Origin of the sequence: Andreprevotia lacus DSM 23236 (assembly GCF_900176275.1) — a bacterium.
GTDB classification, from domain to species: Bacteria; Pseudomonadota; Gammaproteobacteria; order Burkholderiales; family Chitinibacteraceae; genus Andreprevotia; species Andreprevotia lacus.
This window is the reverse complement of the sequence record NZ_FWXD01000019.1, coordinates 65,461-78,338: the sequence shown is the minus strand read 5'-3', so window position 1 is coordinate 78,338 and position 12,878 is coordinate 65,461. Positions and strand designations below refer to the sequence as shown.

General features: G+C 62.7%; 11 protein-coding genes and 1 rRNA gene. 7 read left to right on the top strand and 5 right to left on the bottom strand.

What is annotated here, in order from left to right; all coding sequences use genetic code 11:
* Positions 1-176 precede the first annotated feature (176 nt).
* Positions 177-289, top strand: a 5S ribosomal RNA gene (rrf, locus tag B9A19_RS15340).
* 155 nt (positions 290-444) lie between these two features.
* Here rrf and B9A19_RS15335 read toward each other — a convergent pair.
* Entirely contained in the window at positions 445-2,031 is a 1,587-nt protein-coding gene (locus B9A19_RS15335; protein ID WP_084091764.1) for an ABC transporter substrate-binding protein, read from the bottom strand.
* A gap of 226 nt (positions 2,032-2,257) precedes the next feature.
* Between B9A19_RS15335 and B9A19_RS15330 the strand changes: the two genes are divergently transcribed.
* From B9A19_RS15330 to gpmA, 3 genes are all read left to right on the top strand, one after another.
* Positions 2,258-3,142, top strand: coding sequence for a ZIP family metal transporter (locus tag B9A19_RS15330; RefSeq protein WP_084091762.1), 885 nt, complete (start codon positions 2,258-2,260; stop codon positions 3,140-3,142).
* A gap of 118 nt (positions 3,143-3,260) precedes the next feature.
* Positions 3,261-3,728, top strand: a complete 468-nt coding sequence (locus B9A19_RS15325; protein ID WP_084091760.1) for a Dps family protein — start codon at positions 3,261-3,263, stop codon at positions 3,726-3,728.
* A gap of 60 nt (positions 3,729-3,788) precedes the next feature.
* On the top strand, positions 3,789-4,475 hold the full coding sequence (gene gpmA, locus B9A19_RS15320; RefSeq protein ID WP_084091758.1) for a 2,3-diphosphoglycerate-dependent phosphoglycerate mutase: 687 nt from the start codon (positions 3,789-3,791) through the stop codon (positions 4,473-4,475).
* A 5-nt stretch (positions 4,476-4,480) separates the two neighbouring features.
* On the opposite strand, the gene B9A19_RS15315 is transcribed toward gpmA, so the two are convergent.
* The 4 genes from B9A19_RS15315 to B9A19_RS15300 form a co-directional block, all read right to left on the bottom strand.
* The gene (locus tag B9A19_RS15315; protein WP_084091757.1) at positions 4,481-4,960 is read right to left on the bottom strand and encodes a hypothetical protein; all 480 of its coding nucleotides are present in this window, start codon (positions 4,958-4,960) and stop codon (positions 4,481-4,483) included.
* Between the two features lie 7 nt (positions 4,961-4,967).
* Complete coding sequence (locus tag B9A19_RS15310; RefSeq protein WP_139798885.1) at positions 4,968-5,258, bottom strand: hypothetical protein; 291 nt, start codon at positions 5,256-5,258, stop codon at positions 4,968-4,970.
* Positions 5,259-5,395: 137 nt separating this feature from the next.
* Positions 5,396-5,962, bottom strand: coding sequence for a 3'-5' exonuclease family protein (locus tag B9A19_RS15305; RefSeq protein ID WP_084091754.1), 567 nt, complete (start codon positions 5,960-5,962; stop codon positions 5,396-5,398).
* Positions 5,963-6,024: 62 nt separating this feature from the next.
* Positions 6,025-7,929 carry a B12-binding domain-containing radical SAM protein gene (locus B9A19_RS15300; RefSeq protein ID WP_084091752.1) on the bottom strand — a complete coding sequence of 635 codons (1,905 nt, stop codon included), beginning with the start codon at positions 7,927-7,929 and terminating at the stop codon, positions 6,025-6,027.
* 449 nt (positions 7,930-8,378) lie between these two features.
* Here B9A19_RS15300 and macA point away from each other — a divergent pair, with 449 nt between their 5' ends.
* The 3 genes from macA to B9A19_RS15285 are packed head-to-tail and all read left to right on the top strand — an operon-like array spanning position 8,379 to position 12,873.
* A complete protein-coding gene (gene macA, locus B9A19_RS15295) occupies positions 8,379-9,542 on the top strand; it encodes a macrolide transporter subunit MacA (RefSeq protein WP_084091750.1) in 1,164 nt (387 codons plus the stop codon).
* A gap of 2 nt (positions 9,543-9,544) precedes the next feature.
* Entirely contained in the window at positions 9,545-11,497 is a 1,953-nt protein-coding gene (locus B9A19_RS15290; protein ID WP_245804355.1) for a MacB family efflux pump subunit, read from the top strand.
* 11 nt (positions 11,498-11,508) lie between these two features.
* Complete coding sequence (locus tag B9A19_RS15285; RefSeq protein ID WP_217807082.1) at positions 11,509-12,873, top strand: efflux transporter outer membrane subunit; 1,365 nt, start codon at positions 11,509-11,511, stop codon at positions 12,871-12,873.
* The last annotated feature ends 5 nt before the right edge of the window (positions 12,874-12,878 follow it).

Below are 12,878 nucleotides of genomic sequence, written 5' to 3'. Positions count from 1 at the left end.
AATTGCCCGTGCGGCTTGATCCTATAACCTGAGGCGCGTTGCGTCAGGTGTTGTTTGCAAGAACAATCGAACCGAAAAATGAATTTGAGGGTAGCGTGCGTAGCACGAGACCAAAGCAGTATGCTTCTTCTATCGAATCAGAGTCATGACTAACAGTCGTAACTCAACCAGTTACGTCTGGCGACCATAGCGAGTTGGCCCCACGCCTTCCCATCCCGAACAGGACCGTGAAACGACTTAGCGCCGATGATAGTGCGGATACCCGTGTGAAAGTAGGACATCGCCAGACTCCCCATGCAAACCCCCTGCCCAAGGCAGGGGGTTTTTGCTTTGTGCGCGACAAACGTACACATGCCGGGAAGGCATGCCGCGAAACTTTAAGTGCAGCAAAGACCAACAAAAAGGCGCCTGACGGCGCCTTTTTGTATTTTGACCGCTAGCGTTTCAATTCACGCTGACGCTGGAAAAATCCTGCCGCCCGAACGGGTTGACCTTGTAGCCGGCCACATTCGGGGTAGTCAGGGCCGCTGCCACCGGGTGGGCCAGCGGTATCCACAATGCCTGATCGTGGATGATCTTTTGTGCGGTTTCGTATTGCTTGCTGCGTGCGGTCTGGTCGGCGGTTTTCTTGGCGGTGGCGATGGCCTTGTCCAGATTGGCATCACAATAGCGGGCGAAGTTGAGGCCCGATTCGACCGAGGCGCAGGCAAACTGCGGGGTGAGGAAGTTATCCGGGTCGCCGTTGTCGCCGCTCCAGCCCATGAACAGGATGTCGTGCTCGCCGGCCTTGGCGCGCTTGATCAGCTCGCCCCATTCAATCACCTTCAGCTCGGCCTTGACGCCCACCCTGGCCAGATCTGCCTGCAGTAGTTCACCGCCGGCGCGTGGATTGGGGTTGAGTGTACTGCCCGACGGCCGTATCCAGATGGTGGTGGCAAAACCGTTGGGGAAGCCGGCGTCGGCCAGCAGTTGCTTGGCCTTGGCCGGGTCGTAGCTGTAGTCCGGCAGGTTGACGTAGCTCCAGGTGTTGGGCGGGTAAGGGCCGTCGGCCGCGGTGGCGGTGCCGTCGAATACGCGCTTCAGATAGGTCTGCTTGTCGAAGGCGATGTTGAGTGCCTGGCGTACCTTGGCGTTGTCGAACGGCTTGTGCTGGCTGTTGAAAGCGATGAAGGCGGTGGCGAAGGCATGCGTGTCGACCACCTTCACGCTCTTGTCGGCGCGCGCGGCCAATACATCCTGCGGCTTGGGCGACAGTGCGATCTGGCATTCGCCGGCCTTTACCTTTTGCACGCGCACGGTGGCATCCGGCGTGATGGCGTAGATCAGCCGGTCTGCCTTGGGCTTGGCGCCGAAGTAGGCCGGGTTCACGTCGTAACGGATCACCGCATCTTTCTGATAGCTCTTGAGGATGAAAGGCCCGGTGCCGATGGGCTTGCTGTTCAATTCAGCGGCCTTGGCCGGGGTGAGCTTGGCCGCATATTCGGCCGAGTAGATCGAGGCGAAGCCCATGGTCAGCAGCGGTACGAAGGTGGCCTCGGGCTGGCTCAGTTCAAAGCGCACCGTGTAGTCATCCACCTTCTTGACCGCCTTGACGATCTTGCCCAGCTGGAAGGATTGCGCATGCGGATAGCCATTGGGCGCGCTCCTGTACCACGGGTGGTTGGCCTCCAGCATGCGCTCGAAGGTGAATACCACGTCATCGGCATTCAGCGCGCGGCCGGGCTTGAAGTAATCAGTGCTGTGAAACTGCACGTTGCGGCGCAGGGTGAAGGTGTAGCTCAGGCCGTCGGCGCTGGCTTCCCATTTTTCGGCCAGGCTGGGCACCACCTTGCCGGCGCCGGCATCGTAATCGACCAGCCGGTTGAACAGCACGTCGGCCGAGGCATTGGTGGTGGTGAGCGAGTTGTACTGCACCACGTCGAAACCGTCCGGGCTGGCTTCGGTACACACGGTTAGGGGCTTGGCCCAGGTAGTGGCTGCGCCCAGCGTGAGCAGGGTGGCGGCAAGGGCGTGCAGGCGGGTGGGGGTCATGATGGGGCTCCGGGCCGGCTGTCGTTGATCTTTCAATCCTTGCAGCATACCGCGCAAGGCGGCATGGATAAACGATTGATTACGCATATCCATATGGCAGAGCTGGCATGTGAGGGCACATGGGACTCGTGATTGAAAATTTGTATTGAGTGTAGAAAAACAATCAATTTTCCAAATCAATGCCTGAAGATGATAATGACTCTCAGATGGTCAGGGAGCATTCATCATGAGTACGCTGGTTCAAACATGGCATGGCTGGCAGGCGGGCGACCCGCGCATTCCGCCGCTGGCGGCACGTTCACGCCGCGTGGTGCGCTACAGCGTCGGTGCGGCAATCTGGCTGGTGGCGATTGCCGGCCTGCTGGCACAGCAAGGCGTGCTGCGCGAAGGCATGATCGCCGGCCTTGCGCTGGCAGGCGCCACGGCATTGGGGGCACTGCCGGTGGCGTTTGCCCGCAAGCTGCCGGCTGCCATGGCGCAGCAGCTGTTGCTGGCAGGTGGCGGCATCATGCTGGCGGCCAGTTTTTTCTCGCTGCTGTGGCCGGCGTTCCAACAGGCCGCAGCGCAGACCGGCAGCCATGCACAGGCCGTGCTGATGACACTGGCAGTGGCTGCGCTGGGGGCCGGTTTGCTCGCCCTGTGGCGCCGACGCGCCACGCGGCAAGCAGAGGGCAGTGCATTGCAACGGACCGGTGTGCTGCTGTTCGTGTGGGCGATTGCGCTGCACAACCTGCCGGAGGGGCTGGCTGGTGGCGTGGCCATGGCCGGGCAGGCGCATGGTGCCACCCTGGTGGTCGGCATCGGCCTGCAGGATATCCCGGAAGGCTTTGCGGTGGCCGCGGCGCTGCTGCAAATCGGCATCAGCCCGCTGCGTGCGGCGGCATGGGGCGCGGCCAGTGGGCTGGTCGAACTGCTGGGCGCGGTAGCAGGGGCTGCCGCTGTCGCGGTTACTGCGACGGCATTGCCGGTGCTGCTGGCACTGGCAGGCGGCGCCATGTTGTGGGTAACGGCCAGTGAAATCGGCCCGCTGCTGAGGCGCAATCGCACTGCGGAATGGCTGTTTGCCGGTGGCTTTGCGCTGATGGCGGTCATGGATCTGGGCCTGGGTTGAACAGCCCTGGGGAATAAGTGCGAAACCGGGTAACGGTTTACCCGGTCAGTCCAGAAGGGCCGGTGATCCGGTCAAGGCATCTGCGGGCCTGCTGCCTGCTCAACACAAGGAGAGCATCATGGAAATCCATCTCGGTATCGATGAAGTAAAGCGCGAACGCATTGCACAGGGCTTGTCGCGGTTGCTGGCAGACACCTACACGCTGTATCTGCAGACGCACAATTTTCACTGGAACGTCACCGGGCCGATGTTCAACACCCTGCACCTGATGTTCGAGGCGCAATACAACGAGCTGGCGCTGGCGGTGGACCTGATTGCCGAGCGCATCCGCTCGCTGGGCTTTCCGGCGCCGGGCACTTATGCCAGCTTTGCCAGGCTGTCGTCGGTGCAGGAGGTTGATGGTGTACCCAATGCGCGCGACATGATCGCCATTCTGCTCAAGGGCCAGGAAACCGTGGTGCGCACCGCACGCAGCCTGTTCCCGGAAGTGGATGAGGTGCACGACGAAGCCAGCGCGGATTTGCTCACCCAGCGCATGCAGCTGCATGAAAAGAATGCCTGGATGTTGCGCAGCTTGCTGGAGTGATAGCCTGGCTGGTGCCGGCAGGGCCGGTGCCAGCCAGGTATGCAAACCAAGGGAGTGCATATGCATCAACTCGTTTTGATCCGCCACGGCGAATCGCAGTGGAATCTGGAGAACCGCTTTACCGGCTGGGTGGATGTCGATCTGACCGAGCTGGGGCGGCGGCAGGCGCGCGAGGCGGGGCGCAAGCTCAAACTGGCGGGCTTGGGCTTTGATGTGGCGTTTACCTCGGTGCTCAAGCGTGCCATTCGCACATGGTGGCTGGTGCAGGATGAAATGGATTTGCTCTGGCTGCCCACCGAAATCGACTGGCGCTTGAACGAGCGCCACTATGGCGCGCTGGCGGGGCTGAACAAGGCCGAGACGGCGGCGATACATGGTGATGAACAAGTACTGCGCTGGCGGCGCGGCTATGACGAACTGCCGCCAGCGCTGACGCGGGATGACCCGCGCGCCAGCTTTGCCGACCCGCGCTATGCGCAGGTGCCGCCGGCACAAATTCCGCTGACTGAGAGCCTGCGCAATACCGTGCAGCGCGTGGTGCCGGTGTGGGCGCAGCGCATCGCCCCTGCCATACGCAGCGGCCAGCGTGTGGTGATCAGCGCGCACAACAATTCGCTGCGTGCGCTGGTCAAGCATCTGGACGGGATTTCGGACGCCGACATCATGGCGGTGGACATCCCCAACGGCGTGCCGCTGGTGTACGACCTGGATGAGGGGCTGCAGCCCTTACGGCATTACTACCTGTAGCCGGATCACGGCTGCTGGAACACCACCGAATACTGCTTGGCGCCCAGCGAGCAAACCTCTACCCAGTGCAGCGCATAGCCCGGATTGCCTACCCAGTGCATTTTGCGTGGCGGTTCGTTCACGCTGCTGCTGGCCGGGCCGTATTGTTGCTCCAGCTGTTGTGATGCAAGGGCCGAGTGTGCCAGGCAATCGAAGTCGGTTGTGGTGCTGAAGTTGAAGCCGATGCGCTGCACGACGCGCTTGGCTGCGTCGAGGTCGACATAGGCATCGGCGGGCCGATCCAGATACATCACCCTGAACTGCAGGCGGGTGACTTCGCCATTGGTGCCGGCGTTGGCCGTCTGCCAGCGCAGCTTGGGGTCTACCTTGGCTGCCGCTGCCTTGCTCATGCCCAGCGTATAGCCCTGGTAGCTGAAGCCGGCTTGTTTGGCGTGTGTGATGATGGGGGCTGCTGCCAGCAGAAGGGAGAGTGCGAAGCGGTGCATGAATGGCTTAGTGAATGAAATGAAAATACATGTCGATCAGCCCCACAACCAAGGCGCCACCGAGCAAGATACCCAATAGACCGCATATCGTTTGTTGCCTTTGCGGCATGCTGTCCCAACGGCTGGCCAAGCTTGTGAAGGGGACATTGCCAATCAGTTCGATCATGCCTACCACGCAGTAGATAATAGGTCCGTAAACGAATGGATTGTCAGCAGAGAGGTGTTCGCTGGCAAACGGAACTAGCTGCGCCAGTATCCATAGCGCGAATGCAGCGCCCGCCCCGATGGCGACTTTCAACAATGCGCTGCCGCGCACGCTCGTGCGGAGAGCTACTGTTTCTGGCGAAATGGATGGAGGAGCTGGCATCGTTTGATCGGGAGGGCAGCAGAGCCCCAGAGTATATGTCGCTGTCAGGTCAGCTGACAGCCGGTGCGCTAATCCTGGCTTCGCTTCACCCGGTTTTCCAGCAACATATTGCAGAACAGCGCGCCTTGCTCGATGGCGTCATCCAGCGCCACGTGGGTGTGGGGTAGCGGGTCGAACCAGTGTTTGGGCATGTTGCGTTTGGTGCTGTCGCGGTAGTCCTGCTGCAGCAAGGCCATGGCGAAGGTTTTCATGTCCAGCGCCGAATGGCTGAACGGGCTGCTGCCGGTAAAGCGGATCAGGTACCAGTAGACGAACAGGAAATCAAAACCCGCCGGATAGGCCACGAACACCGGGCGGCCGGGCAGGCTGTCCAGCCATTGCACATAGGCCGGCATGGCGGTTTCGGGCGGTTGCGGGTCGTTGCGGCAGGCAGCCCAGGCCTCGGGCTGGGTAGCCCACCATGCGGCGGTGTGCGGGTGTGGTGCGGCACCGGGCAGGGTGTCCAGATTGGCGCTGAAGGTGCCGATGAGCTGCTTGTCGGCGGTATAGGCCGCCGAGGCGAAGCTCAGCATCGAATGCGGGCCGGGGATCGGGCCGTCTGTTTCCACATCGGTGCTGATATAGATTTCCGTCATCCCACGCTCCTTTGGGCTGCAGTCAGCAGTACCGCACTGCCAGCAAAGATCTGCTGGTGGCGTTAAAACTCACCCAGTGCCCGCGCGATCTTGTGGCGGTTCACCGTCGGACGGGGTACGCGGGTGTTGAACCAGCTGCGCACGTCCTCTTCCAGCCCGATGCCATGCATGAAGTTATACAGCGCCTTGTTGAGCGCTTGGCCCATCACGTCGTGATCGACACCGGTGGGGTCGATGAAGCCAATGTCATTCTTGGCAAAGCTGATCGGCGGCAGCGGCTCCAGGGTTACGCCGTATTCCTCCGGGTGCTGGCCGACCGGCGAGTGCACGGTACAGGCAAAGCGGTGGAAGAAGCCGGACTGGATGCAGCCCTGCTCGAACAACTGGCGTACGTATTCCAGAGCATCCACGGTGTCCTGCACCGTCTGGGTGGGGAAGCCATACATCAGGTAGGCATGCACCAGGATGCCGGCATCGGTGAAGCCGCGCGTCACGCGGGCAACCTGTTCGACCGATACGCCTTTCTTCATCAGGTTCAGCAAGCGGTCGGACGCTACTTCCAGCCCGCCCGAAATGGCGATGCAGCCGCTGTCGGCCAGCAATTGGCACAGCTCGGGGGTGAAGGATTTCTCGAAGCGGATATTGCCCCACCATGAGATCGCCACCTTGCGGCGCAGCAGCTCCTGCGCCAGCGCCTTGAGCATCTTGGGCGGCGCGGCTTCATCGACAAAGTGGAAGCCGGTCTGGCCGGTTTCGGCGACGATGGCCTCGATGCGATCCACCAGCGTGGTGGCCGAGGCGGTTTCATAGCGCGAGATATAGTCGAGGCTCACATCGCAGAAGCTGCATTTCTTCCAGTAGCAACCGTGCGCAATGGTGAGCTTGTTCCAGCGCCCGTCTGACCACAGCCGGTGCATGGGGTTGAGCATGTCCAGCAGCGACAGATAGCGGTCCAGCGGCAGGCCGTCCCACGTGGGGGTGCCCACTTCCTCGAACGGTACATCCGGCTCGACGAAGTTGATGTAGCGCACCGCGCCGTCCTCGCGCACAAAGGTGCGTACCAGCCGCTGTTGCGAGCGCTTGCCATACAGGTGGTCGAGCAGCGCCAGCAGCGGGCGCTCGCCGGCATCCAGGGTCACATAGTCGAAGAAGTCGAACACGCGCGCGTCGCTCAGCTCGCGCAGCTCGGTGTTCACAAAGCCGCCGCCCAGCCCGATGCGGATGGCCGGCCTGACCGCCTTGATGGTCTGCGCAATGCGGAAGGCGGCATAGACCGCGCCGGGGAAGGGCACCGAAATCAGCACCAGATCGGGCTGGTGTTTGTCGATAGCCGCCAGGGTGAGCGCATGCAGGGTTTCATCGACCAGATTGGTCGGCGCCGCCAGCGCCTTGGCCAGCGGGGTGAAGGTGGGCTGGCTCTGTGCCAGCGATTCGGCATAGCGCACGAACTCGAAGCGCGGGTCGATGGCGTCGCGCAGCACGTCGGAAATGTCGTTCAGGTACAGCGTGGCCAGATGGCGCGCACGGTCCTGCGCACCCAGTGCGCCGAAGGCCCAGGCCAGCGGGTCGCCGCCTTCGTCATCGACATAGACATCAAGCGAGGCAAAGCGCGCGCCCTCGGGCAGGAACTGCCGGCTGCAGATGCGATGGCTCACCGTCGAATCACGTCCCTGCAGAAAGGCGATGGTAGGCGTGATGGTGGCGGTGTAGCGGTCGAACTCATCGACGAAGTGCTGCACCTGTGCCGAGCGCTTGCGCGGCGCAATCGCCTCGATGCGCGCGCGGATTTCCTCCAGCCCCTTGGTCGAGAACAGCCGCAGCACCAGGGCCAGCGCCAGATCCTCCTGCACCGCATCGAACTGGCGCGAGCGCAGAAAGCCGGTCAGATAGGCGGTGGACGGATAGGGGGTATTCAATTGCGTCATCGGCGGGATGATCGACAACACGCGGAAAGGCTGGTCGGGCATGGGCAACAGGGCTGGTGGCAAGGTGGGTACGGGCAGCGGCGATGGCTTAAAGGGATGGCCGTCAGCCTGCATTGTCCCACGTCTGGCCGGCTAGCACCCAGCCCGCCCGGCTGGCAGTGCGCCAGGTCGGGTTTTTCGCCTGCAAAGCGCCGGGGTCAGGTTACACACCGTCGTGTTTGTCGACGCCAACTTTTCACCTGTCTTGGCTATGCCTTGCCTGACACACTGCCCGGCGCGGCAGATTGCCTGTCACTGGCAATGCAGGCGCGTATTTCATACGTAGCGCTGGCGGCATTTGCCCGTGTTTTGTTGGCCGCTTTCAAGACACTGTTGGATATTTCTGACAAACCGCCTTCCGGGCTGCTGCGGGGCGAGGTCTGCGGCTAAGATGGCGTGCCGCAAAAGCATGGGCTGCGCGGCGTACCCCCGGATGTGGATGATTGTTGCGGATGACTGTTAAAAAACGCGTTTTCTGGTTGGTATTGGTGCTTCTGATCGGGGCCGGCATTTTCTGGCTGGTGCAGCGATCTACTGCGAGCGCGCCGCCGCCGCAATACCTCACGACGCCCGTCAGCCGCATGGATCTTGAGGAGGCCGTGCTGGCCAGCGGTACGCTGGAGCCTGCTACCCAGGTCAACGTGGGGGCGCAGGTAAATGGCCAGCTCAAATCGCTGAAGGTCAAACTGGGCGATAGCGTGAAAAAGGGGCAGCTGCTGGCCGAGATTGACCCCGCCATCCAGCAGAACGAATTGCGCAATGCTGAGGCCGGCTTGCAGAGCATAGAGGCGCAGCGCCGTGCCAAAACAGCCTTGCTGCATCAATATGAGCTGGCGCTGCAGCGCCAGCAACAAATGGCGCGCAATGACGCCAGCCCGCAAGCCGAGCTGGAGAGCGCGCAGGCGCAGGTGGATGCCACGCGGGCCGAGCTGGCCGCGCTGGATGCGCAGATTCAGCAATCACGCGTGCAGGTGGATACCGCGCAGACCAATCTGGGCTACACCCGCATCGTGGCGCCGATCGACGGCGAGGTGATTGCCGTGGTGACCAAGGAAGGGCAAACCGTCGTTTCCGCGCAGTCAGCACCCACAATCCTGGTACTGGCCAATCTGGGCACCATGACGGTCAAGGCGCAGATTTCCGAGGCCGACGTGGTGCGCGTCAAGCCTGGCCTGCCAGTTTATTTCAGCATTCTTGGCGCGCCCGAGCGGCGCTTTGACGCCAGGCTGCGCGCGGTTGAGCCAGCGCCTGAGTCCATAGGCAACGCCACCAGCAGCAGTGGTAGTACCACCAGCACGGCCGTGTATTACAACGGCTTGTTTGATGTAGCCAATCCGGATCGCGTGTTGCGCACATCGATGACCACGCAGGTATCCATCGTGCAGGGCTCGGCCAAGGGTGTGCTGGCGGTGCCTGCATCGGTGCTGGGCGCGCAGGACAAGGATGGCCGCTTCGAGGTCAAGGTGCTCAAGGACGGTAAACCGCAACCGCGCAAGATACGTGTTGGCCTGAACAACCATGTGAACGTGCAGGTGCTTGAAGGCTTGGCCGAAGGCGAGAAGGTGCTCGTGAGCGATGGCCCGGCCCCCGGTCAGTTCGGCCCGCCGGGCCCGTGATGATGGCCCCGTTGCTTGAACTTCGCGGCCTGGTGCGACGCTTCCCGGCCGGCGACGAAGAAGTCACCGTGCTGCACGACGTCAATCTGACCATTCATGCTGGCGAGATGGTGGCGATTGTCGGCCAGTCCGGTTCGGGCAAGTCGACGCTGATGAATATCCTCGGCTGCCTAGATAAACCCTCGGGGGGCAGCTATCGCGTAGCCGGGAGAGAGACCGGCAGCCTGGATACCGACGAGCTGGCCCGCCTGCGCCGCGAGCATTTTGGCTTTATTTTCCAGCGCTATCACTTGCTGCCGCATTTGAGTGCCGAGCGCAATGTCGAGATCCCGGCCGTTTATGCCGGCACCGACCCGGGCGAGCGCAGCACGCGTGCGCGGCAATTGCTGGCCCGCTTGGGTTTGGCGGAAAAGACCGCCAATCGCCCGGGCCAATTGTCGGGTGGTCAGCAACAACGGGTGAGTATCGCCCGCGCTTTGATGAACGGCGGCGACGTCATTCTGGCCGATGAGCCCACCGGGGCGCTGGACAGTCACAGTGGCGAAGAGGTAATGCGCATCCTGCGCGAGCTGCACCAGGCCGGCCACACGGTCATTATCGTCACCCACGACATGAAAGTGGCGAGCAACGCCGAGCGCATCATCGAGATCAGCGATGGCCGCATCGTGGCGGACCGCCGTGTGGCTGCCACGGCGGAGGTCAGCCGCCCGGTGTTGCAAAAACCGGCGACGCGGCAACGGCGCTTCGGGCTGGATGGCGGCCGCTTTGGCGAAGCGTTCAAGATGGCGCTGATCGCCATGATGGCGCACCGCATGCGCACCTTGCTGACCATGCTGGGCATCATCATCGGCATTGCTGCCGTCGTGTCGGTGGTGGCGCTGGGGCAGGGGGCGCGGCAAAAGGTCATCAATGACATCAGCGCCATTGGCACCAATACCATCGGCATCTTTCCCGGCCGCGACTGGGGCGACAACAAGGCGCCCAGCATCCATACCCTGCTACCCGGCGATGTAACCGCGCTGCAATCGCAGTTTTACCTCGATAGCGTGACGCCCGAGGTTACCGGCGGCAAGACGGTGCGCTATCGCAATATCGAGGTATCGGCAGAAATCACTGGCGTGGGCGAGCAGTACTTCCGCGTGAAGGGCATGACCATCGCAGAAGGCGCCTCGCTGCGCGCCGATGACATCCGCCGGCAAGCCCAGGTTGCCGTCATTGACCTCAATACGCGCAACAAGCTGTTTCCGCATGGCGCCAACCCGATCGGCGAAATCATTCTGGTGGGGTCGGTGCCGGTACGGGTGATTGCCGTTGCCATCAAGCCCAGCAGCGGTTTTGGCGGGCCGGACAACAATCTGAACATCTGGTTGCCCTATACCACGGCCATGGGGCGTTTGCTGGGGCAAAACTACTTTCATGGCATTACCGTGCGGGTGCGTGACGGCATGCCCAACGATCTGGCCGACCAGAGCCTGACCAAGCTGCTGGTTAGCCGCCATGGCAGCAAGGATTTCTTTACCTTCAGCAGTGACGGCATCCTCAAGACCGTCACGCAGACCACGGCCACGCTCACTTTGCTGGTGTCGTCGATTGCCTTTATCTCGCTGGCCGTCGGCGGCATCGGCGTGATGAACATCATGCTGGTGAGCGTCACCGAGCGCACGCGTGAAATCGGCATCCGCATGGCGGTGGGCGCGCGGCAGGGCGATATCATGCAGCAGTTTTTGATCGAGGCATCGCTGGTCTGCCTGCTGGGTGGCCTGATCGGCGTGGCTTTGTCGCTGGGAATAGGCGCTTTTGTAGCGCGTTTCCTGCCCATGGCGCCGATGATTTTCTCCGTTCCCTCCATCATCGGCGCCTGCGTGTGCTCGATGCTGATCGGGCTGGTGTTCGGCTTTCTGCCGGCGCGCAATGCTGCCCGCCTTGACCCCATTGAAGCACTGGCCCGCGAATGAGTCTGCCCGTCATGAAGTTACTGGTTCCCTGTACCCTGGCCCTGTTGCTGGCCGGCTGTGGCAGCGCAATGCAAACTCGCTACCAGCGCCCGGATGTCGATTTGCCGGCGCAATGGCACGCCCCCTCCCGCAGCGGCGCGCAGCTCGCAGCGGGCGAGGCTTGGTGGCAGCGCTTTGGCGATCCGGCGCTCGATGCGCTGATCGCCCGCGCACTGCGCAGCAACAACGATCTGGCCGTCGCCGCCATCAAGGTGCGCCGTGCGCGGCTGCAGGCCGGGCTGACCGATACCAACCTCATGCCCACGCTGGGGGTGAGCGGCAATGCCAGCGTCAGCAAGGATCTGAAAAGCGGCGGCCCGAGCACGCGCAGCTACGGTGTGACCGCCACGCTGGGCTATGAAGTCGATCTGTGGGGCAAGCTGGCCCGCCAGCGCGATGCCGCCGCATGGGAAGCCACTGCCACCGAGCAAGACCGCCGTGCCGCTGCACTCAGCCTGATCGGCACTACCGCGCAGCTATACTGGCAGCTCGGCTATCTGAACCAGCGCATTGCCAACGGTGAGGCCAGCATCGCCTACAGCGAAAAAACGCTACAACTGGTGCAAGTGCAGCACCGCGCCGGCGCAGCCAGCGGGCTGGACGAACTGCAGGCTGCGCAAAGCCTGGCCAGCCAGCAGGCCAGCCTGATCGCACTGCGCCAACAGCGCGACGAAGCGCGCAATGCGCTGGCCATCCTGTTCGACCAGGCTCCGGGCGCCACCACCGCCGAACCCGCCCGGTTGCCGACTGCGACACTACCCGAGGTGCCGGCCGGCATTCCCGCCGACGTGCTTGCCCACCGGCCCGACCTGCAGGCCGCCGAATGGCGGCTGCGCGCTAGTCTCGCCAATGTCGACGCCACGCGCGCCAGCTTCTACCCCACCTTCAGCTTGACCGGCAGCGTGGGCAGCAGCAGTACCACCTTGCGCGATGTGCTATCCAACCCCATCGGCACCCTCGGCGCCGGGCTGACCCTGCCGTTCCTGCAATGGAACACCACCCAGCTCACCATCCAGACCTCGCAGGCGGACTACGAAGCCGCCGTGATCGGTTTCCGCCAGTCGCTGTACAAGGCCCTGGCCGAAGTGGAAAACGCGCTCTCCGCCCGCAACCACGATCGCGAAGAAGGCGAAGCGCTGCAACGCAGCCTCGACCTTGCCACCCGCGCCGAAAAACTGGCCGAAGTGCGCTACCGCGCCGGCAAGACCGGCGTGAAGGAATGGCTGGACCAGCAGGAAGCCCGCCGCAGCGCCGAGAATGCGCTGGCAGAGAATCGGTATCGGCAGTTGAATGGGGTGATGACGGTTTATCGGGTGCTGGGTGGGGCCGCATCCTGACCCAC

Bases quoted from the DNA above. Each gene is read 5' to 3' on its own strand.
- B9A19_RS15290 (WP_245804355.1), top strand. From the start codon at position 9,545: ATGGCCCCGTTGCTTGAACTTCGCGGCCTGGTGCGACGCTTCCCGGCC.
- B9A19_RS15300 (WP_084091752.1), bottom strand. From the start codon at position 7,929: ATGCCCGACCAGCCTTTCCGCGTGTTGTCGATCATCCCGCCGATGACG.
- B9A19_RS15305 (WP_084091754.1), bottom strand. From the start codon at position 5,962: ATGACGGAAATCTATATCAGCACCGATGTGGAAACAGACGGCCCGATC.
- macA (WP_084091750.1), top strand. From the start codon at position 8,379: ATGACTGTTAAAAAACGCGTTTTCTGGTTGGTATTGGTGCTTCTGATC.
- B9A19_RS15330 (WP_084091762.1), top strand. From the start codon at position 2,258: ATGAGTACGCTGGTTCAAACATGGCATGGCTGGCAGGCGGGCGACCCG.
- B9A19_RS15315 (WP_084091757.1), bottom strand. From the start codon at position 4,960: ATGCACCGCTTCGCACTCTCCCTTCTGCTGGCAGCAGCCCCCATCATC.
- gpmA (WP_084091758.1), top strand. From the start codon at position 3,789: ATGCATCAACTCGTTTTGATCCGCCACGGCGAATCGCAGTGGAATCTG.
- B9A19_RS15285 (WP_217807082.1), top strand. From the start codon at position 11,509: ATGAAGTTACTGGTTCCCTGTACCCTGGCCCTGTTGCTGGCCGGCTGT.
- B9A19_RS15325 (WP_084091760.1), top strand. From the start codon at position 3,261: ATGGAAATCCATCTCGGTATCGATGAAGTAAAGCGCGAACGCATTGCA.
- B9A19_RS15335 (WP_084091764.1), bottom strand. From the start codon at position 2,031: ATGACCCCCACCCGCCTGCACGCCCTTGCCGCCACCCTGCTCACGCTG.